Origin of the sequence: Virgibacillus pantothenticus, assembly GCF_018075365.1 — a bacterium.
GTDB lineage: Bacteria > Bacillota > Bacilli > Bacillales > Amphibacillaceae > Virgibacillus > Virgibacillus pantothenticus.
In genome coordinates, this window is the sequence record NZ_CP073011.1 from 1,312,482 (window position 1) to 1,338,693 (window position 26,212).

24 protein-coding genes are annotated in these 26,212 nt (G+C 38.4%); 16 read left to right on the forward strand and 8 right to left on the reverse strand.

Annotated features, from left to right (window positions below; genetic code table 11):
- Positions 1–396: 396 nt before the first annotated feature.
- The gene (locus KBP50_RS06145; RefSeq protein ID WP_050353375.1) at positions 397–831 is read right to left on the reverse strand and encodes a universal stress protein; all 435 of its coding nucleotides are present in this window, start codon (positions 829–831) and stop codon (positions 397–399) included.
- Between the two features lie 132 nt (positions 832–963).
- Between KBP50_RS06145 and KBP50_RS06150 the strand changes: the two genes are divergently transcribed.
- Both KBP50_RS06150 and ald read left to right on the forward strand, forming a co-directional pair.
- Positions 964–1,128: a hypothetical protein gene (locus KBP50_RS06150; protein ID WP_169770812.1), complete on the forward strand. Its 165-nt coding sequence runs from the start codon at positions 964–966 to the stop codon at positions 1,126–1,128.
- Positions 1,129–1,304: 176 nt separating this feature from the next.
- Entirely contained in the window at positions 1,305–2,423 is a 1,119-nt protein-coding gene (ald, locus tag KBP50_RS06155) for an alanine dehydrogenase (protein WP_050353374.1), read from the forward strand.
- A gap of 89 nt (positions 2,424–2,512) precedes the next feature.
- Here the strand turns inward: ald and KBP50_RS06160 are convergent, their stop codons facing one another.
- A complete protein-coding gene (locus KBP50_RS06160) occupies positions 2,513–3,610 on the reverse strand; it encodes a M24 family metallopeptidase (RefSeq protein ID WP_050353373.1) in 1,098 nt (365 codons plus the stop codon).
- A gap of 181 nt (positions 3,611–3,791) precedes the next feature.
- Here KBP50_RS06160 and KBP50_RS06165 point away from each other — a divergent pair, with 181 nt between their 5' ends.
- From KBP50_RS06165 to KBP50_RS06180, 4 genes are all read left to right on the forward strand, one after another.
- On the forward strand, positions 3,792–4,472 hold the full coding sequence (locus KBP50_RS06165; RefSeq protein WP_050353372.1) for a metal-dependent hydrolase: 681 nt from the start codon (positions 3,792–3,794) through the stop codon (positions 4,470–4,472).
- Between the two features lie 239 nt (positions 4,473–4,711).
- A complete protein-coding gene (locus tag KBP50_RS06170) occupies positions 4,712–5,476 on the forward strand; it encodes a prepilin peptidase (RefSeq protein WP_050353371.1) in 765 nt (254 codons plus the stop codon).
- 205 nt (positions 5,477–5,681) lie between these two features.
- Positions 5,682–5,912: a hypothetical protein gene (locus KBP50_RS06175; RefSeq protein WP_050353370.1), complete on the forward strand. Its 231-nt coding sequence runs from the start codon at positions 5,682–5,684 to the stop codon at positions 5,910–5,912.
- A 72-nt stretch (positions 5,913–5,984) separates the two neighbouring features.
- Positions 5,985–7,292, forward strand: a complete 1,308-nt coding sequence (locus tag KBP50_RS06180) for a DRTGG domain-containing protein (RefSeq protein WP_050353369.1) — start codon at positions 5,985–5,987, stop codon at positions 7,290–7,292.
- 323 nt (positions 7,293–7,615) lie between these two features.
- Here KBP50_RS06180 and KBP50_RS06185 read toward each other — a convergent pair whose 3' ends face one another.
- Complete coding sequence (locus tag KBP50_RS06185; protein ID WP_050353368.1) at positions 7,616–7,909, reverse strand: YtpI family protein; 294 nt, start codon at positions 7,907–7,909, stop codon at positions 7,616–7,618.
- A gap of 157 nt (positions 7,910–8,066) precedes the next feature.
- On the opposite strand from KBP50_RS06185, the gene KBP50_RS06190 reads away from it, so the two are divergent.
- The gene (locus KBP50_RS06190) at positions 8,067–9,011 is read left to right on the forward strand and encodes a DHH family phosphoesterase (RefSeq protein WP_050353367.1); all 945 of its coding nucleotides are present in this window, start codon (positions 8,067–8,069) and stop codon (positions 9,009–9,011) included.
- 852 nt (positions 9,012–9,863) lie between these two features.
- Here the strand turns inward: KBP50_RS06190 and KBP50_RS06195 are convergent.
- Positions 9,864–10,064, reverse strand: a complete 201-nt coding sequence (locus tag KBP50_RS06195; protein ID WP_050353366.1) for a YtzJ family protein — start codon at positions 10,062–10,064, stop codon at positions 9,864–9,866.
- 663 nt (positions 10,065–10,727) lie between these two features.
- On the opposite strand from KBP50_RS06195, the gene KBP50_RS06200 reads away from it, so the two are divergent.
- On the forward strand, positions 10,728–10,916 hold the full coding sequence (locus tag KBP50_RS06200; protein ID WP_050353365.1) for a hypothetical protein: 189 nt from the start codon (positions 10,728–10,730) through the stop codon (positions 10,914–10,916).
- Positions 10,917–11,343: 427 nt separating this feature from the next.
- On the opposite strand, the gene ytrI is transcribed toward KBP50_RS06200, so the two are convergent.
- Together ytrI and ytrH are read right to left on the reverse strand one after the other, a co-directional pair.
- Positions 11,344–11,847: a sporulation membrane protein YtrI gene (ytrI, locus tag KBP50_RS06205; RefSeq protein WP_050353364.1), complete on the reverse strand. Its 504-nt coding sequence runs from the start codon at positions 11,845–11,847 to the stop codon at positions 11,344–11,346.
- Positions 11,847–12,179: a sporulation membrane protein YtrH gene (gene ytrH, locus KBP50_RS06210; protein ID WP_050353363.1), complete on the reverse strand. Its 333-nt coding sequence runs from the start codon at positions 12,177–12,179 to the stop codon at positions 11,847–11,849. Before ytrH ends, ytrI begins: the two co-directional genes overlap by 1 nt.
- Positions 12,180–12,794: 615 nt before the next feature.
- Between ytrH and dnaE the strand changes: the two genes are divergently transcribed.
- The 8 genes from dnaE to KBP50_RS06250 all read left to right on the forward strand — a co-directional run bounded on the left by dnaE (position 12,795) and on the right by KBP50_RS06250 (position 24,503).
- Complete coding sequence (gene dnaE / locus KBP50_RS06215) at positions 12,795–16,148, forward strand: DNA polymerase III subunit alpha (RefSeq protein ID WP_050353362.1); 3,354 nt, start codon at positions 12,795–12,797, stop codon at positions 16,146–16,148.
- Between the two features lie 375 nt (positions 16,149–16,523).
- Positions 16,524–17,762 (forward strand): NADP-dependent malic enzyme, encoded by a 1,239-nt coding sequence (gene ystJ / locus KBP50_RS06220; protein ID WP_050353570.1) that lies wholly within the window; start codon positions 16,524–16,526, stop codon positions 17,760–17,762.
- 20 nt (positions 17,763–17,782) lie between these two features.
- Positions 17,783–18,406 carry a FadR/GntR family transcriptional regulator gene (locus KBP50_RS06225; RefSeq protein ID WP_050353361.1) on the forward strand — a complete coding sequence of 208 codons (624 nt, stop codon included), beginning with the start codon at positions 17,783–17,785 and terminating at the stop codon, positions 18,404–18,406.
- A 224-nt stretch (positions 18,407–18,630) separates the two neighbouring features.
- The gene (gene accD / locus KBP50_RS06230; RefSeq protein ID WP_050353360.1) at positions 18,631–19,491 is read left to right on the forward strand and encodes an acetyl-CoA carboxylase, carboxyltransferase subunit beta; all 861 of its coding nucleotides are present in this window, start codon (positions 18,631–18,633) and stop codon (positions 19,489–19,491) included.
- Complete coding sequence (gene accA / locus KBP50_RS06235; RefSeq protein WP_050353359.1) at positions 19,488–20,444, forward strand: acetyl-CoA carboxylase carboxyl transferase subunit alpha; 957 nt, start codon at positions 19,488–19,490, stop codon at positions 20,442–20,444. Before accD ends, accA begins: the two co-directional genes overlap by 4 nt.
- Positions 20,445–20,815: 371 nt before the next feature.
- The gene (gene pfkA, locus KBP50_RS06240) at positions 20,816–21,775 is read left to right on the forward strand and encodes a 6-phosphofructokinase (RefSeq protein WP_050353358.1); all 960 of its coding nucleotides are present in this window, start codon (positions 20,816–20,818) and stop codon (positions 21,773–21,775) included.
- A gap of 40 nt (positions 21,776–21,815) precedes the next feature.
- Positions 21,816–23,576, forward strand: coding sequence for a pyruvate kinase (pyk, locus tag KBP50_RS06245; protein ID WP_050353357.1), 1,761 nt, complete (start codon positions 21,816–21,818; stop codon positions 23,574–23,576).
- Positions 23,577–24,113: 537 nt separating this feature from the next.
- A complete protein-coding gene (locus KBP50_RS06250) occupies positions 24,114–24,503 on the forward strand; it encodes an FxsA family protein (RefSeq protein WP_050353356.1) in 390 nt (129 codons plus the stop codon).
- A 2-nt stretch (positions 24,504–24,505) separates the two neighbouring features.
- Here the strand turns inward: KBP50_RS06250 and ytvI are convergent, their stop codons facing one another.
- On the reverse strand, positions 24,506–25,612 hold the full coding sequence (ytvI, locus tag KBP50_RS06255) for a sporulation integral membrane protein YtvI (protein ID WP_050353355.1): 1,107 nt from the start codon (positions 25,610–25,612) through the stop codon (positions 24,506–24,508).
- Positions 25,613–25,728: 116 nt separating this feature from the next.
- Complete coding sequence (locus KBP50_RS06260) at positions 25,729–26,085, reverse strand: hypothetical protein (RefSeq protein WP_128743520.1); 357 nt, start codon at positions 26,083–26,085, stop codon at positions 25,729–25,731.
- Between the last annotated feature and the right edge of the window lie 127 nt (positions 26,086–26,212).

Sequence of the window (26,212 nt, forward strand, 5' to 3'; positions counted from 1 at the left end):
GTTTTGCGTGGTTTAACCATGACAAAACCTTTTTGCTATATAGGAACCTATAAAATGATGTGCTTGTGGATAACGAAATAACCGACTAGTTACGTCCAGCGCATGAGCCCAGCAACTATGCGACTTTAGAAATGCGCCCTACGATAAGGCCTCATCGGTTCGTCGCTAAGAGGAAGGCCGACTAAAAACAGGCTTGCCGCCCAGACGTCGGCATAACCTCCAGTTATAGTGGCATGATTCCTTTAATCTCCGTTGATTCGTTCCATTCGCTACGTTGCTAAACGGGCGCTTGCGCCTTTGTCCTGTTAGGAGAAATGCTCCGAAAAAACTGAGACAAATAACCGATTCACAAGCACGAGCAGCGCTTCAACAGGTAGAAACGCTGCAATTTTGTATTTATCGTACAACAAGGACGTCACATTTAGCGTAGCGCGTAATATTTTCGGATACGCTACCAATTAAAAATCTTTCTACCGCATTCATACCAGTTGCTCCACAAATAATCAGATCTGCTTCAAATTGTTTGGCAATATCCTTTGCAATTTTTACTTTCGGAGAACCATATTCTACACATCGAACTAAATCTTCTAGACCAGCTGCTTTCGCGTTATCGACATAGCTGTCCAATAATTCTTTGGCATACTCATCCGCTCTTTCTGCTAAAGTGCGGTCGTATGCTTCTGCAGTAGCAAACGTGCGTGAATCAACAACATGCGCAAGAATAAGTCTTGCATCGTTTCGTTTAGCAATGTCAAGTGATTTTTTAAATGCTTTTTCCGATGCTTCTGATCCATCTACAGCGACAACAATATTTTTATATTTCATTTTCATCTCCCCTTCCTAATTCCACTATATACCCATTTTGCCGTAACAACAATCAAAATATGGTGTTTTTACTAAATTTATTTGCGTAATAGCACCATAAATAATGGCTACACTATAAGAGAGAGAGGTGAGATGAAATTGACTAAAAAGCAAAAGCGGAATCAGCGTTCAGAAGAATTGTTCATAGATGAAAAAGGAATAGCTACAGTAAAAAATCAGCTAAATGAAAGCTATCAAAGTGGGGTTATTGAACAATTGCATAATAACAAGGGGATCTATACGTTTAATAATCGAAAAAATTAATCCGCACTCGGTTATTCAAAACGTGAAGAATGCCTGTAATCATAGGCAAACTCGGATTTTTTTGAACAAATATCATTGGGGACTCCTACCTTGTGGGTCCCTTTCTGCTTCCTATTTTTTTCAATATTTGATACTGTTAGATTATAGATAAAAATGAACTAGGAGGTAATGGGAATATGAATATTGGAGTGCCAAAGGAAATAAAAAACAATGAGAATAGAGTAGCAATGGCTCCATCTGGTGTGCTTTCGTTAACAAAATCGGGACACCAAATATTTATTGAAACAAACGCAGGATTAGGATCAGGGTTTACCGATGAACAATATGAAGATGCTGGTGCTACGATTGTTTCAAGTGCCAAAGAAGCTTGGGGCCAAGATATGGTAATGAAAGTAAAAGAGCCTTTGCCAGAAGAATACGATTATTTTCATGAAGGGCAGATATTGTTTACATACTTGCATTTAGCTGCAGAGCCAGAATTGACAAAAGAACTTGTCGATAAACAAGTAACTGCTATAGCATATGAAACAGTGCAATTGGCAAATAATACATTGCCGCTTTTAACACCTATGAGTGAAGTAGCTGGGAAAATGGCCTCGCAAATCGGTGCGCAGTTTTTGGAGAAAACAAAAGGTGGAAAGGGTATTCTTTTAAGTGGGATCCCAGGCGTAAGGCGTTCTAAAATAACGATTATTGGTGGGGGAGTTGTAGGAACAAACGCAGCCAAAATTGCAGTTGGTTTGGGTGCGGATGTAACCCTTATTGATTTAAACCCTGAGCGCCTCCGACAGCTGGATGATATATTCGGATTTTCCATTAATACAATGATGTCAAATCCAATGAACATTAGTGTAGCATTAGCTGAGTCAGATCTTGTCATAGGTGCAGTGCTCATTCCTGGAGCTAAAGCGCCAAAATTAGTAACGGAAGAAATGGTGAAAAACATGTCTGATGGATCGGTTATCGTAGATGTAGCGATTGACCAAGGCGGGATTTTTGAAACGAGTGATCATGTAACGACACATGATAATCCAACGTATACGAAGCACGGGGTCTTACATTACTCGGTAGCTAATATGCCTGGTGCTGTTCCTAGAACGTCTACAATCGGATTAACTAATGTTACTGTGCCATACGCATTGCAATTAGCGAACCAAGGTGTTGTGGCAGCATGTCAAAATAACGAGCCGTTATTAAAAGGAGTAAATACTTGGAAAGGCTTTGTAACCCATAGTGCGGTTGCTGCCGCTCATGGCTTGGAATACGTAGATCCGCATACATTACTTGAAGCATAACTTTTTCTGGATGTCCAATACGGCGGGGTTGTCGCCCGCCGCTTTTTAAAAAAACGAGTTAAGATTACCTGAACAATAAAAGTTTATCCTTAATCTACAATTATTAACTCTTTTGAAAAATGTGTTAAAGTTTCTGCGCCGTTATCAGTCATGTAAATCATGTCTTCGATTCTAACACCACCTATATTGGGCACATAGACTCCTGGCTCGATAGTGAAACACATATTTGGCTGTAAAGGTAACGTGTTTTCACTGTGCATAGATGGATATTCATGCGTTTCTATTCCTAATCCATGGCCAATTCGATGGGTGAAATAGGCACCATATCCACTTGCGGTAATATAGTCACGCGCTGCTTGGTCTAATTTACCTACCGCTACCCCAACTTGTGCTGCTTCAATGGCCTTCTGTTCAGCAGCCAAAACTGTGTTATAAATGCGTTCTTGTTCTTCTGTTATAGATTTAAAAGCAACAGTTCTTGTTATATCTGAGCAATATCCTTCATAAACAACACCTAAGTCAAACAGTACCATATCCCCTTGAGCAACTTTCTTCATAGAAGGATTACCGTGTGGAGAGGCAGTTTTTGTTCCAGATAAAGCCATAGTAGCAAAGGACATTGCTTGAACACCTTGTTTTTTTAGTTCATATTCAATTTTAGCAACGATTTCTAATTCAGTTACCCCATCTTTTAGCGCTTCGACTCCCGTTTTTATACCAAAATCTGCAAGCTCTGCTGCTGTTTTAAGCCGTCTATATTCCTGCTCGTTTTTAATTACTCTTAAATTAGCCAATAATTCTTCTGCATGCATCATTTCTGTACGTGGTAAAAGCTGTTGCAGCATAACGTGGCGATCTAATGTTAAATGATTAAATTCTACTCCAATGGTAGTTGGAGAAGTTTCCTTCTCGGTTATTGATTTAGCTAACATTTTCCAAGGGTTTTCATGATCTAGGTATGCAATGATAGAATAATCCCAACCAGCGTTTTTAGCATCTTCTTGTTCCATTGCTGGAAGAACAAGAACAGGTTCTGAGTGCTTACTTAAAAATACTGCCACAAGACGTTCATGAGGGTCCGTATAGTAGTTGGTTATGTAATATACGTTTGCTGGTGAAGTGATAAAAATGCTATCCATGTTACTCTGTTCCATTTTATTTAAAAGCGTTTCTATTCTTTGATCCATGCTTTGACACTCCTTTAACTTTATATGTACTATTATAGCAAATATCAATCTTGCAATTAAAAGCAAAGGCATTGATTTTAGTGATTCCTCAGCAGATGTGTAAAAAATAAAGCAATCGGGTACAAACGTTATATATATGTTTGGTATAATGAATCAAAACCATTGAAAGGAGAAGGTTATCGTGAAAGTATCTTATCATGGACATTCTGTTGTACAAGTTCAAACTGATTCCCATCTAATTTTAATTGACCCGTTCATTTCAGGCAATGAAGCATGTGATTTAGATGCAGAAACAGTTACTCCAGATTTTATTTTATTAACACATGGTCATAATGACCACGTAGGAGATACGATTACCATTGCTAAGCGAACGAATGCAATGATCATTGCTCCTAATGAATTGGCTGAATTTCTGAGGACCAAAGGTTTAAACGTACATCCAATGCATATCGGTGGTAAGCAAACATTTGAGTTTGGAACGGTAAAGTTTACGCAAGCATTTCACGGTTCTGCATACACAGAAGATGATGGATCTGTTGTTTATACAGGTATGCCTGCAGGTATTTTATTAACGGTAGAAGGAAAAACCATTTACCATGCGGGCGATACAGGTCTGTTCTCTGATTTAAAATTAATAGGGGAAATGAATGACATTGAACTTGCATTTATACCTATTGGCGATAATTTTACAATGGGACCAGAAGATGCGTTAATCGCTGCAAAGTGGGTAAATGCTAAGAAGGTTGTACCGATCCACTACAATACATTTCCGGTGATTGAACAGGACGCTGAAGCATTTGCTAGTCAGGTAGAGCCAGGCAAAGGACTGGCTATGGCTATTGGAGAATCAGTAAGTCTTTAATTTTTTCATGTAATTCACAACCGTGGGTCATATCGATTGGCTCACGGTACTTGCATTAAATTCTTCGTAAATAAAAACCACTTTTTCCATCAAGTAAGAAAAAAAGAACAAGGAATTTTATAGTCGACATATTAGAAACAGCGAATTGACTTGAATTGCTACGGTTCTTTTGCACACTACCTCATTTATGGTATTCCTCAAACCAACCATAATATCAAAAAAAATAAGGAGACGGTATAGTGGAAATAGTTGCATTTTTATTTGTTGCTTTATGCGGTTTCGTGTTTGGTTCCTTCTTTGTTGTAGTAGGGATACGTTTACCGAAGCGGGAGTCATTTGTTACAGAACGATCTCGTTGTCCAAAATGTTGTAAACGATTAAACTGGTTTGAACTTATCCCGGTCTTATCTTTTTTATGTTTGAAGCGTAAATGCGGGCAATGCAACCACAAAATTTCTTCGATTTACCCTCTAATGGAACTACTAACTGCTATATTATTTGCAATGAGTTACCTCATCTTCGGTTGGAAACTAGAATTAATGGTAGCCTTATTATTTAGCTCTTTGCTTATCATTTGCTTGGTGACAGACCTCTTTTACATGATGATCCCCAATCGATTACTGTTATTTTTTCTCCCTTTATTTATAATACTTCGAACCGTAGAGCCACTTGAACCTTGGTGGGATCCATTCCAAGGAGCCTTAGTAGGTTTACTACTTCCATTATTAGTGATTATTTTGAGCCGAGGTGGAATGGGGATGGGCGATATGAAATTATTTGGGTTACTTGGCTTGGTGTTAGGAACAACAAAGCTACTGCTATGTTTTGTACTAGCATGTATCATTGGCGCGGTCATTGGAGTTTTATTGATAGCGTATCAGCGTGTAAGTCTTGGTAAGCCTATACCTTTTGCTCCATATATTGTAATAGGCGCTTGGATTGCCTATTTCAATGGCGATAATCTGATTGACTTGTATATAACACGCTTCATCACCTTTTATTAAAGCAGTTATGACCATTCAATATTTCCTTTCCAAAGGCAACCAAAGCGTTAATAGTAATCGTAATGCAGGCATTTGCATAATGAAAGTAGTCTATCAGTGTTTTCATCAGGTCGATCATTTCGATAGGATTAGTTCTAAGATGGTCCTAGCAGGTTCTTGATTACCTGTTTGTCTCATAAATTAATAGGGGAAGGAGGGAAATGATATGCGAGGGCAATATGCATTGCTTCGACTTTTACTAGCCGGTTTTATGTTATATGTAGCGTGGCCATTTATACCACAGGGTACTACCTTTTTAGCACAATTATTTTGGGGAGGTTGGCTAATCTTTTTTCTGCTTGTAATCGGTGCTAATAGCGCTTCGTTATTACAAATGATTCAGCTTCCAATTATGGAACAGAAAAAAGAAAGGCAACGAAAAACCTATAATCATTGAGTTTCTGCCATTTCAACTGTATAATAAGTGATAAATAATTTATTAGTACAGTTGAAAGATGGTGTGCGAGCCATGAAAAGTAAGCATGAACAAATTATCGAACATATTCATTCATTGGAAATCGGCCATAAAATTTCCGTTAGACAAATTGCTAAAGAATTGCATGTCAGTGACGGGACAGCTTATCGTGCGATTAAAGATGCAGAAAATAAAGGACTCGTCAGCACTATAGAACGTGTAGGTACGATTCGAATTGAACAAAAGAAAAAAGATAATTTTGAACGATTGACTTTTGCAGAATTAATCAATATTGTAGAAGGTCATGTGCTTGGTGGACGAGAAGGGCTGCATAAGACGTTAAATAAATTTGTTATTGGAGCAATGCAGCTAGAGGACATGATGCGTTATACAGAGGCTGATTCCTTATTAATTGTAGGCAATCGGACGAAAGCACATGAACTGGCTATTAAAGAAGGTGCTGCAGTCTTGATTACCGGAGGCTTTGATACAGAAGAGGACATAAAAAGGCTTGCAGACGAAAGGAAACTACCTATCATCTCTACTAGCTATGACACGTTTACAGTGGCAGCTATGATTAACAGGGCGATTTACGATCAGCTGATAAAAAAGGAAATTGTTTTGGTTGAAGATATTTATACGCCTTATGAAAAGTCCTATTATTTAAAAGATAGGGACAAGGTTGCTGATTGGTATGCATTAAATAAACAATCAAGACACACCAGGTTTCCAGTGGTTGATGATAGAAGGCGTGTTTTGGGAATGGCGACGTCAAAGGATGTAGTGGGGAAATCAGATGATACGATGATTACTAAGGTAATGAGCAAACAACCTAAAACGGTTCAAACGAATGTTTCTTTAGCTTCAGTCGCCCACTTAATGGTATGGGAAGGTATTGAAGTGATCCCTGTAGCTGATGAGCAAAATCAATTGCAAGGCATTATATCAAGACAGGATGTTTTAAAAGCTCTGCAACAAAATCAACGGCAGCCGCAAGTTGGCGAGACCATTGATGATATTGTATCACGAAATATATTAGAATCAGAACGGGAACAAGGGGTTTTTGAAACCAAAGTTGCCCCGCAAATGACGAATCAATTAGGGACATTATCCAGTGGTGTTTGTACTGCTTTGATGACAGAGGCAAGCAGAAGATTACTAATGCAATATAAAAAAGGTGACTTAGTAGCAGAAAATTTAACGGTTTATTTTATTAAGCCTGTGCAAATCGATAGTACACTACGTATTCAACCAAAGCTTTTGGAAATTGGCAGAGTATATGCCAAAATTGATATTGAGGTATATGAGGAGCATAAGCTTGCTAGCAAAGGCTTATTAATGGCTCAATTGATGAATCGCTAGAAAAAAGAATGCGGAACATAAAGAAGACGTACAATTTCAAAAGATGAACAACCGCTTGCTAAAGCCTCGGAAGTTTACACAGACTTAGGAATCGGTGAGACCTCGTACCATGTAGTTCAAGAGCACGAGAGTCTCGCCAACCGCCCGCAGAAAGCGGAGTATATTTCCGGTGTGAGTTAGTTGCACCAACCATCATATATTAGTTGATTGGCGTTTATTCACTTATCTGCCAACCGCACATATTACATCTGTAGTAAACGCAAATCAGCCTTAGTTTTTAATACATCAATCAACTATCTACTACAGCTAAAGAGGACCGGCTGTTACGATATGTTTAATCGCTTCCATTCGTTTTTGTAGTGCTTTACTTCTTTTATTCCGCGATTAAGAAGTGGAATAGCAAAAACAAGAAATACAATTCCAACAAACAATGAAATACGAGTTTGGTAAAAAATGTATTGATTAATAGTGAATGCTACGAGGAAGCTACCTAAGCAAATTCGTGATTTAGCATGAAAATAAGCTTGTTTTAATCCATCATTCGTGTTTAGAATGGCTACTTTGTAATAGATCCAAAGTACGAATGACAGTACGGTAATGATTGCAAAAATAAGCATATGATCTCTCCCTAGTTAAATTCTGTTCAACAAGTCTTGTTACGACTTGGAATTTCATTCTTTTATCATCTCAATCAGTAGATTCTTTGTCCATTTTACCTTTTTTCTATTGATTTTGCTACAGATAGACAATAATAATTCTCGAGTAGGTGATCGTTTGGAGCACATATTAGAAGCAATTAAACAATATTCCACAGTGATTGTGCATCGACATGTACGACCTGATCCTGACGCAATTGGTTCCCAAGTAGGGTTAAAAGAATTGATTAAACACTCTTTTCCTGATAAAGAAGTCTATGCTGTTGGGGAAGAAGAACCTTCTTTATCTTTTCTAGCAAAAATGGATATAATTTCAGATGAGCAGTATGAAGGAGCACTTGTTATTGTTTGTGATACTGCGAACACGAGCCGAATTTCTGACCAGCGCTTCGCTTTAGGAGACAAATTAATTAAGATTGATCACCATCCTAACGTAGACGAATATGGAGATATTCAATGGGTTAATACAGAAGCCAGTTCTACAAGTGAGATGATTTATGACCTCTATGCGGCTGCTGAAAACATGGGTTTTAGGCTTACAGATGAGGTTGCCCGTTTACTATACGCTGGTATTGTAGGTGATACAGGAAGGTTTTTATATCCAAGCACTACGGAAAAAACGTTTAAAATCGCTGCACAACTGATTAAGTATCATTTTGACCGTTCTGCTATTTATGACAATATGTACAGCATAAAGAGTAATTTAGCAAAGCTAAAAGGATATATTTATCAGAACTTCCAGAATGAAGCGGAGGGCATGGCCTATGTAAAATTGACAAAAGAACTTCTGCAGCAATTTGGCGTTCAACCTAATGATACAGGACAGCTTGTTAGTGTCTTGGGTGATGTGGAAGGAATTATCGCTTGGGTCATATTTATTGAAGAAGAGGAAAATATTCGTGTTCGTTTAAGATCAAAAGGACCAATCATTAATCAATTAGCAGCTAAATATAATGGTGGAGGGCATCCAATGGCTTCTGGAGCAACTGTAACAACATGGGAAGAAGCTGATCAAGTCATTGCTGATTTACAAACGGTATGTAAAGCTTACCGGAATAGCTGATGAAGTTTGCTAGCGGGTTTAAATTGGTGATAAATAGCGAAGGAATGAAAGCGTGAGGGTTGTAAATTCTTAGAAAAACTTGGCTTGTCGCCAAGTCTTATGGCGAAAGCCTTTTGTTTTTCTTATACTATAAACCAAAAAATCTTATACTTTCCTATAGTGGAACAAAGGCGCGGGGCGCCCGTTTAGCAACGTAGCGAATGGAACGAATCAACTAAAGATAAAGTGAACCTTCCATCAGCGGGTTTTCTTCATCCCCGCTGATTGTTAGTACCACCAGGGTATGACCTAAAGGCCCTTGAACGAATCGGGGATTTAGGTGCTGTTACCTCCCGCTTCGACTTGTTCAGCTCATATCTTACATTCTTGAAGTGGGAGTCTACAACGCCTTTTTACGGGATAAAGGAATCATGCCACTAAAAACAGGGGTATGCCGACGCCTGAGCGGCAAGCCCGTTTTTAGTCGGCCTTCCTCTTTGCGACGAACCGATGAGACCTTATCGTAGGGCGCATTTCTAAAGTCGCCTCGTTGCTGGGCTCATGCGCTGGACGTGGCTAGTCGGTTATTTCGTTATCTATAAGCACCTCATTTTATACTTTTGTATGAAAAAACAACTCTATTTAACTTATCTAACTCATTTATTTTAGACAGTATTTTAAGAATCTAAACATTATAAAGCAAAAGTTTTTTCATGATAGATGGTAGCTCGCGCTCAAGGCGAGCCATGGTGGTTTCTTATCTTACAAAGAAAGAGCCTTTAGCGTATAAAGTGAACATCACTTGACAAGCTAAAAGCCCCTTCTAGGATTGGAATTAATTGACTAGTAGATTATTTAGGAGAGGATGCTGGATTATGAGGTTCTCTTATTATTGTCCACCGGAATAAACCAGCAACCAGAAGTGGTCTCTTCATAAATGACTTGTAAATGCTCTTTTTCAATATCGCGCTTCATTAACCGGATTAATTCTTGAGATTCTGCATATGCGGAGTCTCCTTGTTTTAAGCGTGCAATTTTCTCATCTTTTTGCTTTCTGCGGCTGATTACCCACATGATTTATCCACTCCTTTCGGTAGGATTTAAATTAGCTAAATTTGTATAAGGTGCAATATACTCATACATCATACTGAAATAGTAACCATTCTTGCTATACGTTAATAGCAAGAATATTGAAATGCGTTGAAGTGAGCATTCTTTGTTATTTTTAGTATAAACGATATTCATGCTAATCATGAATAATTTTCGGATATTTCATAAAACGTTCATAAAATAAATTTCAATGGAAATCAAGAGAAATTTATTTCCATATAAGGTGCTGTAAGACTCCCGCTTCACAGGCGTGGCATAATCTGTACTGCAACAAGTCTAAGCGGGAGATAACAGCATCTAAATGCCCTATTTCGTAAGAGGTCTTTAGGTCTTCCCCCTGGGCTGCGAACAATCCGTGGGGATGGATGAAAACCCCACGGATTGAAGATACACTTTATTATCATTTATATTGGCAGCAGCTCATAATCACTTTATTCAAAAAGTAGATTTCTTGGCAATCTGAATGTCTATATCTACATGGCGCTTTACAAGGTGGAGTGGATATTGTGGTTCAAGTATACAACCTCTTGTAAGGACGTCTTACCTTATACAGGCAAAACATGATGAAATTCATTATCAAGCGGTTATTTCTATAAAGCCTATTTGAAGATTTGAAAGGAGAAGCTTATGAATCGAAATGTGTACTTAGCTGGAATTGTTTTTGCTATTGCGATGATGGTTATTTTCAGTTCTTCTTCAGTTTTGTTTTTTGATAAGGTGAATTGGATACTAGTCATTTTATTTGGAGCTGCTGCTTATGTAATATTCACAGTAAGTATTATCATTGTACTAAAGTTAAAGGGCAATAAAAGTTAGATCCAGTTGGTCGAAAGATACAATACATGGACGAAGAAAAGGTGGATTTTTAACAGGATACGTCCTGAATGTAATATGCCATCATATTCTTACTTCAAGAGCCCCCAAGGATGCAGAAGCCTAGGTGGGAGATAACGGCAACAGCCTCGCCCTTTGTTGGATTTGTAGGATGTTGGTCGCAAAAGACTTAACACGTAGAAAAAGTGTTTTTCTTTTTCAAGGACGATGCCTAAGGTTTTATCCCGCATCTAAGGTGCAGTAAGTCCCCCACTTCAGGAGTTGGATAATATGTACACTACAAGTCTAAGTGGGAGGTAACGGCATCTATATAGAGGCCTTTAGGCATACTATTACGATACTAACAATCAGTGGGGGGGAGAAAGAAAACCCCACTGATTGGAGTTTCATTTTTGTATTGGATGGCAGGTTAGGTGGATCGTTTTGCTTCGGCTGTTATTTTTATATGGTTGGAGATAATGAGTTTTGTAATCGAAAAGGAGTAATCAAATTCCTCTACAGTGAAAGCTTTATTTTCCAGTGCAGCTGCGATTAAGCTATCACTTTCAGCAATGATGGCCAAGTCTTTGCCGATGATATGCTTTAATTCTTCTTGGACAAGCTCCTCTAATTTACCAGCTATTAATCGATCCATTCGCAATTCATCCTTGTTTTCTACTGTAAACGAAATAGATTCAACACTCACTTGTTTCGCTGATTTTTCATTTAGTTCGTCGTTATCCTCCAGAAGTGACTCATTTTGAGTTCGCAGTTGACTAATTTCATTTTGCATTTCGTGATTTCGGATGATTAGATCTTCATACATTTTGCCGTACATATAAAGTAAAGAACAATATGCCAGTATACCACCAACCATTACCCCAACGAAAAAACGTTGCCATGTCGCTTTTTTATGATATGGTGGAATATGCATTAGGCGATATCCTCCTGTGTTAGCCAGTTAAGCAGTAAGATAGCCGTTTTTACTCCACCCATTGCGGATAGGATGAATAGTGCTTGTTTAAATAAATCCATCGTAGAGCCATCATAGATACCTCTTTCGAAATTGGCAATCGCATCGAATGTCCCCCCGATAGCGGCTACGATCGCCCATATTCGCAATTGAACTGCAATTCGTCCAATTTCTGTTAAAGGTGCGTTTCCTGTAACAAAGGCGCCAATACTTCCGATAATTGATCCGCCAATAACTACCCCAAAAGCTATAAAATAACAATGGATAAATGTTTCGAAAAAACGTTCTTCCATATTAAATAATCTCCTTCCCTCTAACCCTCGGCAAGATGAATTCTCAGTTCGTGAACGCAGCAGTTGCTTCCAATAGATTCATCTGAAATAATCATATGTAATCCCTTTTTATACTCAGGAATAAATAGAGCCTAAATAAAGACCTTAAAATATGCTAAGGATGACGAAAATTATGTTTTCAATGTTTATTCCGTATATAAGGTGCAGTAAGTCTCCCACTTCAGGAGTCGGATAGTCTGTACTGTAACAAGTCTAAGCGGGAAATAATAGCACCTAAATGCCCTATTTCGTAAGAGGCGTTTAGATCTTACCACTTGGGCTACTGACAAGCCGTGGGAAATGATTGATAACCCCACTGGGCAGATTCACTTTATCCCTCAAAATTATATGTGGAACTGCATAGCGAATGCTTGTACTTTTTTCATCTGTGTTTCTAAGGGCAGACCTAAAAACAAACTAGGTCTAAAACTTAAATTAAACGTCACATGGCATTTTGAATCAACTAGTATATATTTATGAAACAGCAGAATAAGTTATGCTAACGACTGCATTTCCGTATGCACGTTCTACATAGATTGGTATAATATTGGATAGAGCATGTAAAGGCGGGATACAATGGCTTATACACACTTACAAATAAGGAGCAGCTATAGCCTGTTAAAGAGCACAATAACGATTGAAAAGTTAGTGAAGCGAGCAGCAGAACTAGAGTATTCTGCTTTAGCTCTAACAGATGAACAAGTATTGCATGGTGCAATATCATTTTATAAAGCATGTCAACAACATGGAATAAAACCAATTATTGGTATGACTGTTTTGGTTGGAGATAGTCAAACAGAAGCTTATGAAATAATTGTTTTGGCCAAATCAAATCAGGGGTTTCATGATCTTGTTAAACTAAGTACATGGATTCAGACGCAGGACCAGTCTTTTGTACCACTGGAACATTTCATGCCATTCACAGCAAATTGTATTGGTATACTTTCTTTACAGCATGGCGTTATACAAGAACAACTGCGGGCGAAATCATTTGCTGATGCAAATCAGCATGTATCAACGTATCGAGCTTGTTTTGGGGAAAATGATTTTTATTTAGGGGTAGAGTCGTATGGAAATGGTGGAGACGAACGAACTTTTTTTGCAGAGGTAAAACAATTTCAGAAAATGTATCATGACCCGGTAGTTGCTATTCATGATGTTCGTTACCTTAATAAAAAGGACGTGATTGCATATGACTGTTTACAAGCAATGAAACAACAACAGCTTTGGGATGGCAATCATATAGATGTAAAGTGGCGTAATCATCATTTATGTACGGAAGCGGAAATGAGGCAATTTTTCTCTGACTGGTCGGAGACAATCGATGAAACCACCAGAATTGCTGAGAAATGTAATCTCAGCTTCGATTTTGAAAAGCGGCACCTCCCTTCCTTTCCTTTGCCAGAACAGGAAGAGGCACATCCATATTTAACCGCAAAATGCATTAAACTTTTGCCGCAAAAATATACAGAAGTAACTGCTGAGATTCACCAGCGTTTAATGTATGAGCTTTCCATAATTGAGCAAATGAAATTTAGTGATTACTTTTTAATTGTTGCGGATTTTGTGGACTTTGCCAAGACAAACAATATTGTTGTTGGACCGGGAAGAGGATCGGCAGCAGGATCTTTAGTAGCTTATGTATTAGGAATTACAGACGTTGATCCAACTAAGTACGATTTATTATTTGAGCGATTCCTTAATCCGAACAGAAAGACAATGCCTGATATTGATATTGATTTCTCAGATGTTCGCCGAGATGAAGTGATGGAGTATGTGCAAAAAAAATACGGAGCAGACCACGTAGCACAAATTATTACGTTTGGAACATTTGCTGCCCGTTCTTTAATGAGAGAGCTTATCAAAACGATGGATATTAACAAACAAGATGCGTCATTTGTGTTACGCCATATTCCGGTACAATCAAAAAGAAATCTTGCGCAGATTGTTCATGAGTCTGAAGAGTTAAGAAATTATATTAAACGTTCAGTCTCTTTACGGCAGTTATTTGCGGTAGCTGCTGTATTGGAAGGGATTCCTAGACATATTTCGACACATGCGGCTGGTATTGTTATTTCAGAAGCTCCGTTAAAGGAGTATGCGCCGTTAACTTCCGGAACCGGAACAATGTATTTAACGCAATATACAATGAATGATGTAGAAGCGATAGGGCTATTAAAGATTGATTTGTTAGGCTTACGGAACTTAACACTTTTGGAAAAGGTACTACAAAAAATTCGTTTTCAAACTGGACAACACATTTCTTTAAAGGATATTCCTCAACAAGATGCGTTAACCTTTTCATTATTACAGCAGGCTAGAACAAATGGTGTGTTTCAATTGGAGTCTCAAGGGATGAAGCAAGTGTTGCAAGAATTGAAGCCAAATGAATTTGAGGATATCGTTGCAGTTAATGCATTATATCGTCCAGGCCCGATGGATTTTATTCCTACTTATATTAGGAGAAAACATGGGCTAGAAAAAGTTACTTACCTGCATCCAGATCTTGCGCCTATTTTACAGAAAACGTACGGTGTGTTAATTTATCAAGAACAAATTATGCAAATCGCTCATCGAATTGCTGGTTTTTCGCTCGGAAAAGCAGATATTCTTCGAAGGGCTGTTAGTAAAAAGCAAGAAAGTAAAATCGAAGAGCAAAAGTCTGCTTTTCTAAAAGGTTGTATCCAGCAAGGATATAGTTCATCAATGGCTAATGAATTGTTTGCATGGATCGTTCGTTTTTCCAATTATGGCTTTAACCGAAGTCATGCTGTGGCGTACAGCATTATCTCTTATCAACTTGCCTATTTGAAAGCTCATTACCCACAAGCATTTTTTGCGGAGTTACTCAGTGCTTCTATGCAACAGCATCAAAAGCTGGCATTGTATTGGAAAGAAATGAAGGAACTGGACTTAACTTTACTGGGGCCTTCTATCAATGCCAGCTTTGGAAAGTACGCAGTGGAAGGAAAGCATATCCGGATGGGCTTGCTGCAAATTAAAGGGATAGGAAATCAGGCTGTTACTGAAATTGTCCGCGCGCGTAAAGACCGCCCCTTTCGAAATTTGTTCGATTTTTGCTTGCGTGTATCGCTTAAAGTAATTAACCGTCCCATTATCGAATTACTAATTATGGCTGGGGCGTTTGATGATCTATATAATAATCGTGCTAGTTTATTAGCTTCCATTGACCAAGCAATGGAACAAGGTGAATTATTCGGTGAGTTTCAAGAACAGGGAAGCTTCTTTGCCAATGATCTTAAGTTGGAAGGGGAATATGCTAATATAGAGGATTTTCCGCAAATCAAGAAGCTTTCTCATGAAAAAGAATTACTCGGTATATATATATCGAGCCACCCTGTTACTGCTTACCGTAAATTATTACAGCGCGCAGGGTATATATCATTACAAAGAGCAAGAAAAGCGGGGAATGGCTATAAGCATCAAAGTGGCTGTGTCATTCAATTCATTAGAACTATTCGTACTAAGCGTGGTGATCCCATGGCTTTTATTACCATTAGCGATGAAACGGATGAGATGGAAGCAGTCGTCTTTCCAGAATTATATCGGCAAGTACATCGCTGGTGGAAAGAAGGGATGCTCGTATTAGTACAAGGGAAGCTAGAAAACAGAAATAATAGGCTACAAACATTATTGTCATCTGTAGAAATTTTAAATGAAACGAAACTAGGTGATACCTGCCCTGGTCGTTTATTTATTAAATTATCAAGTGAAGATATAGAAGCTGATTTAGCCAAGTTAAAGGAAATAGCTTTTCATTTCCCGGGGAATACCCCTGTCATTGTTTTTCAAGAAAGGTTACAACAAACATATCAATTAGCCAATGATTATGACCTTCATCCAAGTTCACGATGTTTACAACGTCTACGCGCCTATTTTGGGGCGGAGCAAGTTGTCTTGGATAAGTAAACGTCCCGTATATAAGGTGCTGTAAGACTCCCACTTCAGGAGTTAGATAACCATCTGTACTACAATAAGTCTAAGTGGGAGATAACAGCATCTAATACCTTATTCGTAAAGCCTTCAGGTCATACTATTACTATCAGTGGGAATGAATAAAACCCCCCACAGATTGAAGATTCACTTTATGGAGCACGAAGTAATGATGGGCGCTTGTTTCTGTTTTTCTTATAAGAATAAGAAATTATAAAAATAGGTTTAAACGGGAGAATAGCATCACTTTACAGAAAACATGCATCTGTTATAATAAAATAGTTACTGGTGGTCTGACCACTGTTGGATGGAAGAAATTATTTTTTCTACGAAAGGGAGCGAATATTAAAAATGGCAAGCTTACGAGATAAAGCGCTACATGTTCATAAAGTAAATAAAGGAAAACTAACCACGCATTCCAAAATACCTGTAACCAACGCTGAAGAATTAAGTTTAGCATACTCTCCGGGCGTTGCAGAGCCATGTAAAGAAATTCACGATCGTGTAGAGACGGTTTACGATTATACCATGAAGGGAAATATGGTTGCGGTTGTCAGTGATGGTTCAGCAGTATTAGGTCTTGGTAATATCGGGGCAGAGGCTGCGCTTCCAGTAATGGAAGGAAAGTCTGTTTTATTTAAAAGCTTTGCCGGAGTAGACTCGTTCCCTATTTGTTTAGGCACCCAAGAAGTAGAAGAAATTGTACAAACTGTTAAATTAATGGAACCTACATTTGGTGGAGTGAATTTAGAGGATATTGCAGCACCGAAGTGTTTTATCATTGAAGAACGGTTAAAAAAAGAAACTAATATCCCCATTTTTCATGATGATCAACACGGGACAGCTATTGTTACTGTGGCTGGATTGATTAACGCGTTAAAATTAGTTGGAAAATCATTTTCGGATATTAAAGTAGTTGCTAATGGAGCTGGAGCAGCTGGAATAGCAATTATTAAACTGCTCTATTTCTTCGGCGTTCGTGACATGATTATGTGTGACTCACGAGGAGCTATTTATGAAGGTCGTCCGGCAGGAATGAATGAAGTAAAGGAACGTGTGGCGACGTTTACGAATCAAGCTAAAAAATCAGGCAGTCTCGAAGAAATGCTTGAGGGTGCAGATGTCTTTATTGGGGTATCTGTTGGAGGAGCATTAACGAAGGAAATGGTTGAAAAAATGAATGATGATCCAATTATTTTTGCGATGGCTAATCCGGAACCGGAAATTATGCCTGAAGTTGCAAAAGCAGCTGGTGCGAAAGTAATAGGAACTGGAAGGTCAGATTTTCCAAACCAAGTGAACAATGTTCTTGCTTTCCCAGGGATCTTTCGTGGTGCACTGGATGTTCGAGCTACACGAATTAATGAAAAAATGAAAGTCGCAGCTGCAAATGCAATTGCCTCTCTTATTTCGGAAAGCGAATTACATGAAGATTATGTCATTCCTGCTCCATTTGATCCGAGAGTAGCACCAATTGTAGCAAAAAGTGTGGCTACAGCTGCAATGGAATCCGGAGTAGCGAGAATAGAAGTGGATCCAGAAGAAATCGCTGAAAAGACAAGAAAACTCACTCAAATTGATGATAATTAATCTGTTAAAAGGAGTGTATCATGGCAGTGTCCATGTCACATAAACAGAAAGTGTATCAAGGGATTTTACAAAAGATTCGTCACTATATGGATACGCAACACTTGCAGCCAGGCGATAAGCTCCCGTCAGAAAGGGAGCTTGCGCATACGCTTGGAGCTGGGCGATCTTCTATCCGAGAGGCATTACGTGCTATGGAGTTTTTAGGATTAATTGAAACGAGACGCGGCGAAGGGACGTTTTTAAGTACATATCAATCGTTCCAAACGGTCGAGCTACTTGCTTCCTTCATCTTGCAAGAGAGTAAAACAAGGATAGATTTAGCAGAAACCATAAGGATATTAGAAAAAGAAGCTGCAAAATTAGTTTTTTCTAAGTTTACGGAACAAGATATAAATTACTTGCAAGCAATACTGCGTAAACAAGATCAAACATTAGAGGAAACGCATGCTGTTTTTTTTCGGTATATCTTTGAGAAGTCTAACAACCGGTTATTAGCAAAAGTGTGGCGCTTAATGTATGAATTTTTGGCGACTGCTGAAGGAATTAGCAATCAGAGAAATTTTTATGAAGAGCTAATCCAGCTATACGCAACAAAACATTATGATGGAATTGAACTGTTGTTTGTAGAATTAGCAAAGAAGTGACTTATAGTATTGACGTTTTTTGACAGTATTTTTTCTTTGATTTATGTATAATGGCTAAAAGAACTTTTTATTTTGTTGCACAGACAATAGACGACTTGCGCATATACGTAGGAAATGATTTGACGTTCCTTTCAATACCTTTTTAATTGGGAACGTATTTCATTTCTGACCCGTATAAAAGCTGATACGTATTTGGGGTTGTTTTGAAAAAAGGAGGAATTGTCTTGCTTAAAGATCTTTTTGGCAAGCGAAAGAGATATGCATCCATCCCGAGTGAACAAGCAAAAGCGGATGTACCAGAAGGTTTGATGCAAAAGTGTAGCGGATGTCATAAAATTTATTATCGTAAAGAAATGAATAAAAACTTACAAGTTTGTCCAAATTGTGATTACCATCATCCATTACAGGCTTGGCATCGCATTGATACATTATTTGATGAGGCAAGTTTTCAAGAATGGGACGAGCAGTTAACGACTGGCAACCCTCTGAATTTTCCGGGGTATGAGGAAAAGCTTAAGAAAGATCAAGCCAAAACAGGGCTTCGTGAAGCTGTAGTTACTGGAAAAGGTACAATAGAAGGGAAGGAAACAGCTTTTGCTGTTATGGATTCTACATTTCGCATGGGAAGCATGGGGTCTGTAATCGGTGAAAAAATAGCTCGTGCCATTGAGCGAGCAAAAGAAGAAGGGATCCCATTTATTATTTTTACTGCTTCGGGTGGAGCAAGAATGCAGGAGGGATTACTTAGTTTAATGCAAATGGCAAAAACGTCAATAGCTGTGAAACGTTTTAGTGATGCGGGTGGATTAATGATATCTGTAATGACACACCCAACTACAGGTGGAGTTTCTGCAAGCTTTGCTTCTATTGGAGATTATAACCTCGCAGAACCTGGTGCTCTGATTGGGTTTGCCGGAAGACGAATAGTGGAACAAACCATCAGGGAAAAATTACCAGATGATTTCCAGACAGCTGAATTTCAACTAAAGCATGGTCAATTGGATAAAGTGGTGCATCGTTCTGACATGAAAAATACGTTAGCGCTATTGTTGTCGTTTCATCAAAAAGGTGGGAAAGAATCATGAAGCAAGTGTTGGATTTTGAAAAGCCTATTGTGGACTTAAAAGATAAAATTGCAGAATTAAAACGCTTTACAGCCGATAGCGATATCAATTTAACTGAAGAAATTACGACATTGGAAAAACGCCTTGCTGTGCTGGAAGATGATATTTATAGTAATTTGCGACCATGGGATCGAGTCCAATTAGCAAGACATCCTGAACGACCAACAACTTTAGATTATATTGAGCAATTATTTACGGATTTTATCGAATTTCACGGAGACCGTTCATTTGGGGATGATGCTGCTATTGTTACAGGTATCGCTTTTTATAAAGGGAAGCCAGTAACTATAATTGGGCACCAGCGTGGAAAGGATACGAAAGAAAACATTCGACGTAATTTTGGAATGCCACACCCGGAAGGCTATCGAAAAGCATTGCGCCATATGAAACAAGCAGAAAAATTTTCTCGACCAATTATTTGCTTCATTGATACAAAAGGAGCTTATCCAGGAAAAGCCGCAGAAGAAAGAGGGCAAAGTGAAGCTATTGCGAGGAATTTGATGGAAATGGCTGGATTGACTGTCCCAATTATCTGCATTGTCATTGGGGAAGGTGGCAGCGGTGGCGCATTAGCATTGGGAGTCGGCGATGAAATCCATATGTTAGAAAATAGTACGTACTCGGTTATTTCTCCGGAAGGGGCAGCTTCAATATTGTGGAAAGATGCAAGCTATGCGCAACGCGCTGCAGAGTCGATGAAAATAACCGCTTACGACTTGAAGAAACTTGGGTTGATTGATCAAATAGTTCCTGAGCCAAAAGGTGGGGCGCATCGTGACTTACATCAGCAAGCAAGTTACTTGGATCAAGTGATAGACAATTCTTTACGGTCATTAGGGCCATATTCTGTTGAGGAATTACTTGAAAAAAGATGGGAAAAGTATAAGCAAATGGGTTCCTATCAATCCTCCTAAAGATGTATAAGACAGCTAATACAAAGTTCGGTTTATTCCGTGTCATATAGCTGTTTAAAAATATGTTTCAAAAAAGTAATAGAGCTTGGGAGATCTATCTATATCATCACAGTGCTATGGAGTAAATCTTTATATAGGGAGAAATGATTATCATGAATAAGGGGGGCTGGCAAAAGTACGTCACCCTCTATTCTTATTGGTAAAATGTGTAACGTGAGTCGATTTTGTTAAAAATTCTTCATATAAAGGGTTTACATTTTAAAATGTGCATTATTTTACATGCTTTCGATTGCTATTTTGATCATTTCCCATTATCTTTTAAGAGAGGACCTTTTTTAATTAAACTGTAAGACCAGAGGTGGAATGTAACAATGAAAAAAATAGGTGTATTAACAAGTGGTGGCGACGCACCAGGAATGAATGCTGCTATCCGAGCGGTAGTAAGAAAAGCCATTTACCATAACGTTGAAGTATATGGAATCAAATACGGCTACCAAGGTTTAATGGAAGGTAATATTGAACGAATGGAAATAGGCTCTGTCGGTGATATCATTCATCGTGGCGGTACAATTCTTTACTCTGCTAGAAGTGAAGAATTTAAAACGGATGCCGGTCAGGAAAAAGCAATTGAACAGCTGAATAAATTCGGCATTGAAGGTTTGATTGTGATCGGTGGAGATGGTAGCTTCCGCGGCGCACAAAAGCTAACGGAAAAAGGCTATCCTTGTATCGGTGTACCAGGAACGATTGATAATGATATTGCGGGAACAGATTTTACAATTGGATTTGATACGGCTTTAAATACAGTAATTGAAGCGATCGATAAAGTTCGTGATACAGCAACTTCTCATGAAAGAACGTATATTATTGAAGTTATGGGGAGGAATGCAGGCGATTTAGCATTGTGGGCTGGTCTAGCTGATGGTGCTGAAAGTATTCTTATTCCTGAGAAGAAAGAAGACTTTTCAACGGTTGTCAATAAACTAAAACGAGGTCGTAAGCGCGGCAAAAAGCATAGTATCATTGTTTTAGCTGAAGGAGTCGGCAGCGGGTTCGATTATGGAAAGCGCATTGAAGAATCCACTGATTTAGAAACACGGGTCACTGTTTTAGGACATATTCAAAGAGGTGGCTCACCAAGTGCTGCTGACCGAGTTCTTGCGAGCAGACTTGGCGCACAGGCTGTTGATTTGTTATTAGAAGGTAAAGCAGGTAGAATGGTTGGAATTGAAAAGAATGTGTTAGTTGATCATGATATAGCTAAAGTGCTTCATGAAAAGCATACGATCAATGATGATATGTATAAGCTTTCACAAGAATTATCCATTTAATAAAATGCAGCTGTTGCGGAATACCTAAGGAGGAAATAAAATGAGAAATACCAAAATCGTATGTACCATTGGCCCTGCTTCAGAGTCAATTGAAAAATTGGAGAAATTAATCGAGAGCGGCATGAACGTTGCTCGCCTTAATTTTTCACACGGAAATTATGAAGAGCATGCACAACGTATTCAAAACATCCGTTCTGCAGCAGAGAAAACAGGTAAAACGGTAGCCATTCTTTTAGATACAAAAGGCCCTGAAATTAGAACGCATGATTTTGTGGATGGACAAGCTGAGCTCGTTCAAGGTGAGGTTGTCTACGTATCTATGAAGGAAGTAGAGGGTACGTCTGAACGATTTTCTGTGACCTATTCCGGTCTAATCGACGATGTTCACGAAGGCTCTAAAATTTTGTTAGATGATGGTTTAATCGAATTGGAAGTTGTAGAAGTAAACAAAGCGAATCAAGAATTAAAGACGGTTGCCCTTAATAGCGGACTGATCAAAAATAAAAAAGGTGTTAACGTACCTAATGTATCAGTTAACTTACCAGGAATTACGGAAAAAGATGCCAATGATATTATCTTCGGGATCGAACATGATATTGATTTTATTGCTGCTTCATTTGTTAGACGTGCATCAGATGTACTAGAAATCAAAGAGCTGCTTGAACAGCATAATGCGACACATATTCAAATTATCCCTAAAATTGAAAACCAAGAAGGTGTCGATAATATCGACAGTATATTAGAAGTAAGTGATGGTCTTATGGTTGCACGTGGTGATCTTGGAGTCGAGATCCCTGCTGAGGATGTACCATTAGTACAGAAAAAAATGATTAAGCAATGTAATACCGTAGGAAAACCGGTTATTACAGCTACACAAATGTTAGATTCGATGCAGCGTAATCCACGCCCAACAAGAGCGGAAGCGTCAGACGTTGCAAATGCCATCTTTGATGGTACGGATGCAATCATGTTGTCAGGAGAAACAGCTGCTGGAAATTATCCAGTGGAAGCTGTGCAAACGATGAGCAATATCGCACTTAAAGCAGAGACTGCACTTGATCATCAGTCTATTTTAAAAGACCGTTCAAGAAATGTCGATATGACGATAACAGATGCAATCAGTCAATCTGTTACACACACAGCTATGAATTTATCCGTTAGTGCCATCATTACACCGACAGAAAGCGGACATACGGCTCGGATGATTTCCAAATATCGTCCACATTCTCCAATTCTTGCGGTTACATTTTCTGAAAGAGTTAACAGACGACTTTCTTTAGTATGGGGCGTTCACGCTGTCATGTGTAAACGAGCTAATTCAACGGATGAAATGTTAGATATAGCAGTCGAACGCGGCTTACGCTCAGGTATGGTGGAGCATGGAAATCGCGTAATCATTACAGCTGGTGTACCAGTTGGTCAAAGTGGTACAACGAACCTGTTAAAAGTTCATGTGATTGGAAATGTTATTGCTAAAGGTCAAGGCATTGGTAGAAAAAGTGCCTTTGGTAAAGCAGTTGTTGTTAAATCAGCTGAAGAAGCAGTCAACAGAGTTAACGAAGGTGATATTGTAGTAACGTACGGCTCTGATCGGGAAATGATGCCAGCAATTGAAAAAGCGGCTGGTATTGTTACGGAAGAAGGCGGATTAACTTCTCATGCTGCGGTGGTAGGACTTAGCCTAGGGATACCTGTTATTGTAGGTGTCAAAGATGTGTTTGATGCTGTAACAGATGGGGAAGTAATTACAATTGATGGTGCAAATGGTGACATTTATCAAGGACATACAAGAGTGCTTTAATAATGAACAAAGGTTGCGGGGCGCCCGTTTAGCAACGTAGCGAATGGAATGAATCAACTAAAGATAAAGGAATCATGCCACTAAAAACAGGGGTATGCCGACGCTTGAGCGGCAAGCCCGTTCTTAGTCGGCCTTCCTCTTTGCGACGAACCGATGAGGACTTATCGTAGGGCGCATTTCTGAAGTCGCATCGTTGCTGGGCTCATGCGCCGGACGTGGCTATTCGGTTATTTCGTTATCCCCAAGCACCTCATTTTATACTTTTGTATGAAAAAACAACTCTATTTAACTTATCTAACTCATTTATTTTAGACAGTATTTTAAGAATCTAAACATTATAAAGCAAAAGTTTTTTCATGATAGATGGTGGCACGCGCTCTAGGCAAGCCATGCTGGTTTCTTATCTTATAAAAAAAGGGGGGGGAGTGATCCCTCCTTTCTTCTTTTCGCTTTTTTAAGTATCTTTGGTCCGATTACTGTGCCATAAGAGATCGGTATGCACAACGTATGTTATAGTAGTCGAAAGGGGTGAATAGAATGAAATGGTTTTTACTCATTGCGTTTGTTTTATCAGCGTTAGAAATAGGTGTTTTTGTTTGGGTAGGCGGCTGGATTGGCCCATGGTGGGTTGTAGGCCTTGTCCTCCTTACTGGAGCAGTTGGTTTTTATTTAGCAAAGCAACAAGGCATTGAAACTTGGAACCGAGCGCAGCTTTCGATGCAGCGTGGCGAAGTTCCAACAAGTTATATTATTGATGGAATTTGTATTTTAATTGGTGCTGTTTTATTAGTGACTCCAGGCTTTATTTCTGATGCAGTTGGCTTTTTATTAGTCATTCCGACAACGAGAATATTGTTCAAACAAAGAATAGAAAGCTTGATCAAACATCTAATAAAAAAACGAACCATTATTTATCGAAGGTGGTAGAATTAGCCTTTAATAAATTTCCATATATCGTGAAACGTACCTGCTTGATAAAAAGCGTTAATTGAAATAAGTATAACAGGTGCAATGATGAATCCAATAATTCCCCAAAGCTGTAAGCCAATAAATAGTGTGATAAGTGCTATAAGTGGATGAATTCCCATGCTAGAAGACAATATTTTAGGCTCGATCAGTTGTCTGATGATGATAATGAGACCATATAGGATCGCTAATTGAATCGTTAAAGAATAATCACCTACAATAAATAAATAGATCATCCATGGGAAAAAGATAACACCTGACCCAATATATGGGATCAAATCAATAAGTGCAACGTATAGCGAGATGGTAAACGCATGATTAATTTGCAAGATTTTCAATCCAATATAGACTAAAAAAGCAGAAATAAGTACTAAAATAAACTGTGCCTTTATATAAGCAGCGATGGTTTTTTTAAACTGTTTCTGTATATTTTTTATTTTCGTTTGAAAAGACTGCGGAATCAATTCTTTTCCAAAAGCAGTAAGCTTTTTATAATCGATGGCTATTAAAAAAGTTGCCAATAGAATAAAAATCATGACTGTAAATGAGTTTGGTAGCGTTGTAAACACAGCAGGTATCCTTAATAAAAAGGTTTGCAATGATTCTGAAAGAGTAGTGCTAATTTTGAGTGTAAATTGTTGGATAGACTTACTTACGGCTTCTTGTTGGGAGGGGTTCAACGCTTGTAAGTAAGAAGTTATTTTCTCATACATTGGAATGATTTTCTGTTCCATGATATTTGTTACATAGTGGCTAAACGTTTGAATATAGTCTGGTAATTGTGCAGCCAAAAATAAGGTTCCTTGCATAAATTCAGAAAAGAGAATAAACAATATACTACTGATTGTTGCAAATAGAAATAGCATCGTGCCAATTACCGCCATCATCCTTGGGAATTTTAATTTTTCTTCCATAAAGCTGGCTATCGGATGGATCCCTGCTGCTAAGATACTAGCGATAACTAATGGATATAAATAAGCAAAGCTTGCTGTCAACAAAACATAACTTAAAATTATACATGCTACTATACTTGCAAAACGAAGAACTATAGATAAAATAGGCTTGTACATCTTTTAAAACCCCATTTTCATTTTCCTAATTACTTTATAAATATCCGTCCAGTTGTAAAGAAGACTTACAACCAACTTTTTCAATTGAACTATCAAACCATTTTACATTCTAATTTTTAATTATCTGTAATTCTTGCTTCTTGTTTATCCCATATATAAGGTGCTGCTTCAGGAGTTGGAGAATCATGCTGCAATAAGTCTAAGTGGGAGATAACAGCACTAAATGCCCTGTTTCGTAAGAGGCCTTTAGACCATACCCTTGGGCTGCTAACAATCAGTGGGGGAATGAGAACCCCAGATGATTGAAAATTGGTTTTATTTAGTCTGTAAGGTGTTGTAAAACTACGAATTAAAGAGTCATCGCCAATACAGCCGAAATGAGAGACAACGGTTCCTGCCTTTCCGATTTCGTTGAGCCTGTTGGATGTTAATCGTTGGAGGTGTGATACGTAAAAAGCGTGTTCTTTTTTCAAAGCTGTGGAAATAGCGCCTTATATGCAAAAATATAAATCTCTCCTTTTTCAGCAGAACTTAAGATTCTATCAGTAGAGAATAGAAAAAATCCTATGGAAGAATAGCTTAAAATAGGAGTTTTACTTT

Coding starts and splice junctions, on each gene's coding strand:
- KBP50_RS06145 (WP_050353375.1), bottom strand. CDS start 831: ATGAAAATGAAATATAAAAATATTGTTGTCGCTGTAGATGGATCAGAA.
- ald (WP_050353374.1), top strand. CDS start 1,305: ATGAATATTGGAGTGCCAAAGGAAATAAAAAACAATGAGAATAGAGTA.
- KBP50_RS06160 (WP_050353373.1), bottom strand. CDS start 3,610: ATGGATCAAAGAATAGAAACGCTTTTAAATAAAATGGAACAGAGTAAC.
- KBP50_RS06175 (WP_050353370.1), top strand. CDS start 5,682: ATGCGAGGGCAATATGCATTGCTTCGACTTTTACTAGCCGGTTTTATG.
- KBP50_RS06180 (WP_050353369.1), top strand. CDS start 5,985: ATGAAAAGTAAGCATGAACAAATTATCGAACATATTCATTCATTGGAA.
- KBP50_RS06185 (WP_050353368.1), bottom strand. CDS start 7,909: ATGCTTATTTTTGCAATCATTACCGTACTGTCATTCGTACTTTGGATC.
- KBP50_RS06195 (WP_050353366.1), bottom strand. CDS start 10,064: ATGTGGGTAATCAGCCGCAGAAAGCAAAAAGATGAGAAAATTGCACGC.
- KBP50_RS06200 (WP_050353365.1), top strand. CDS start 10,728: ATGAATCGAAATGTGTACTTAGCTGGAATTGTTTTTGCTATTGCGATG.
- ytrI (WP_050353364.1), bottom strand. CDS start 11,847: ATGCATATTCCACCATATCATAAAAAAGCGACATGGCAACGTTTTTTC.
- ytrH (WP_050353363.1), bottom strand. CDS start 12,179: ATGGAAGAACGTTTTTTCGAAACATTTATCCATTGTTATTTTATAGCT.
- dnaE (WP_050353362.1), top strand. CDS start 12,795: ATGGCTTATACACACTTACAAATAAGGAGCAGCTATAGCCTGTTAAAG.
- ystJ (WP_050353570.1), top strand. CDS start 16,524: ATGGCAAGCTTACGAGATAAAGCGCTACATGTTCATAAAGTAAATAAA.
- KBP50_RS06225 (WP_050353361.1), top strand. CDS start 17,783: ATGGCAGTGTCCATGTCACATAAACAGAAAGTGTATCAAGGGATTTTA.
- accA (WP_050353359.1), top strand. CDS start 19,488: ATGAAGCAAGTGTTGGATTTTGAAAAGCCTATTGTGGACTTAAAAGAT.
- pfkA (WP_050353358.1), top strand. CDS start 20,816: ATGAAAAAAATAGGTGTATTAACAAGTGGTGGCGACGCACCAGGAATG.
- pyk (WP_050353357.1), top strand. CDS start 21,816: ATGAGAAATACCAAAATCGTATGTACCATTGGCCCTGCTTCAGAGTCA.
- KBP50_RS06250 (WP_050353356.1), top strand. CDS start 24,114: ATGAAATGGTTTTTACTCATTGCGTTTGTTTTATCAGCGTTAGAAATA.
- ytvI (WP_050353355.1), bottom strand. CDS start 25,612: ATGTACAAGCCTATTTTATCTATAGTTCTTCGTTTTGCAAGTATAGTA.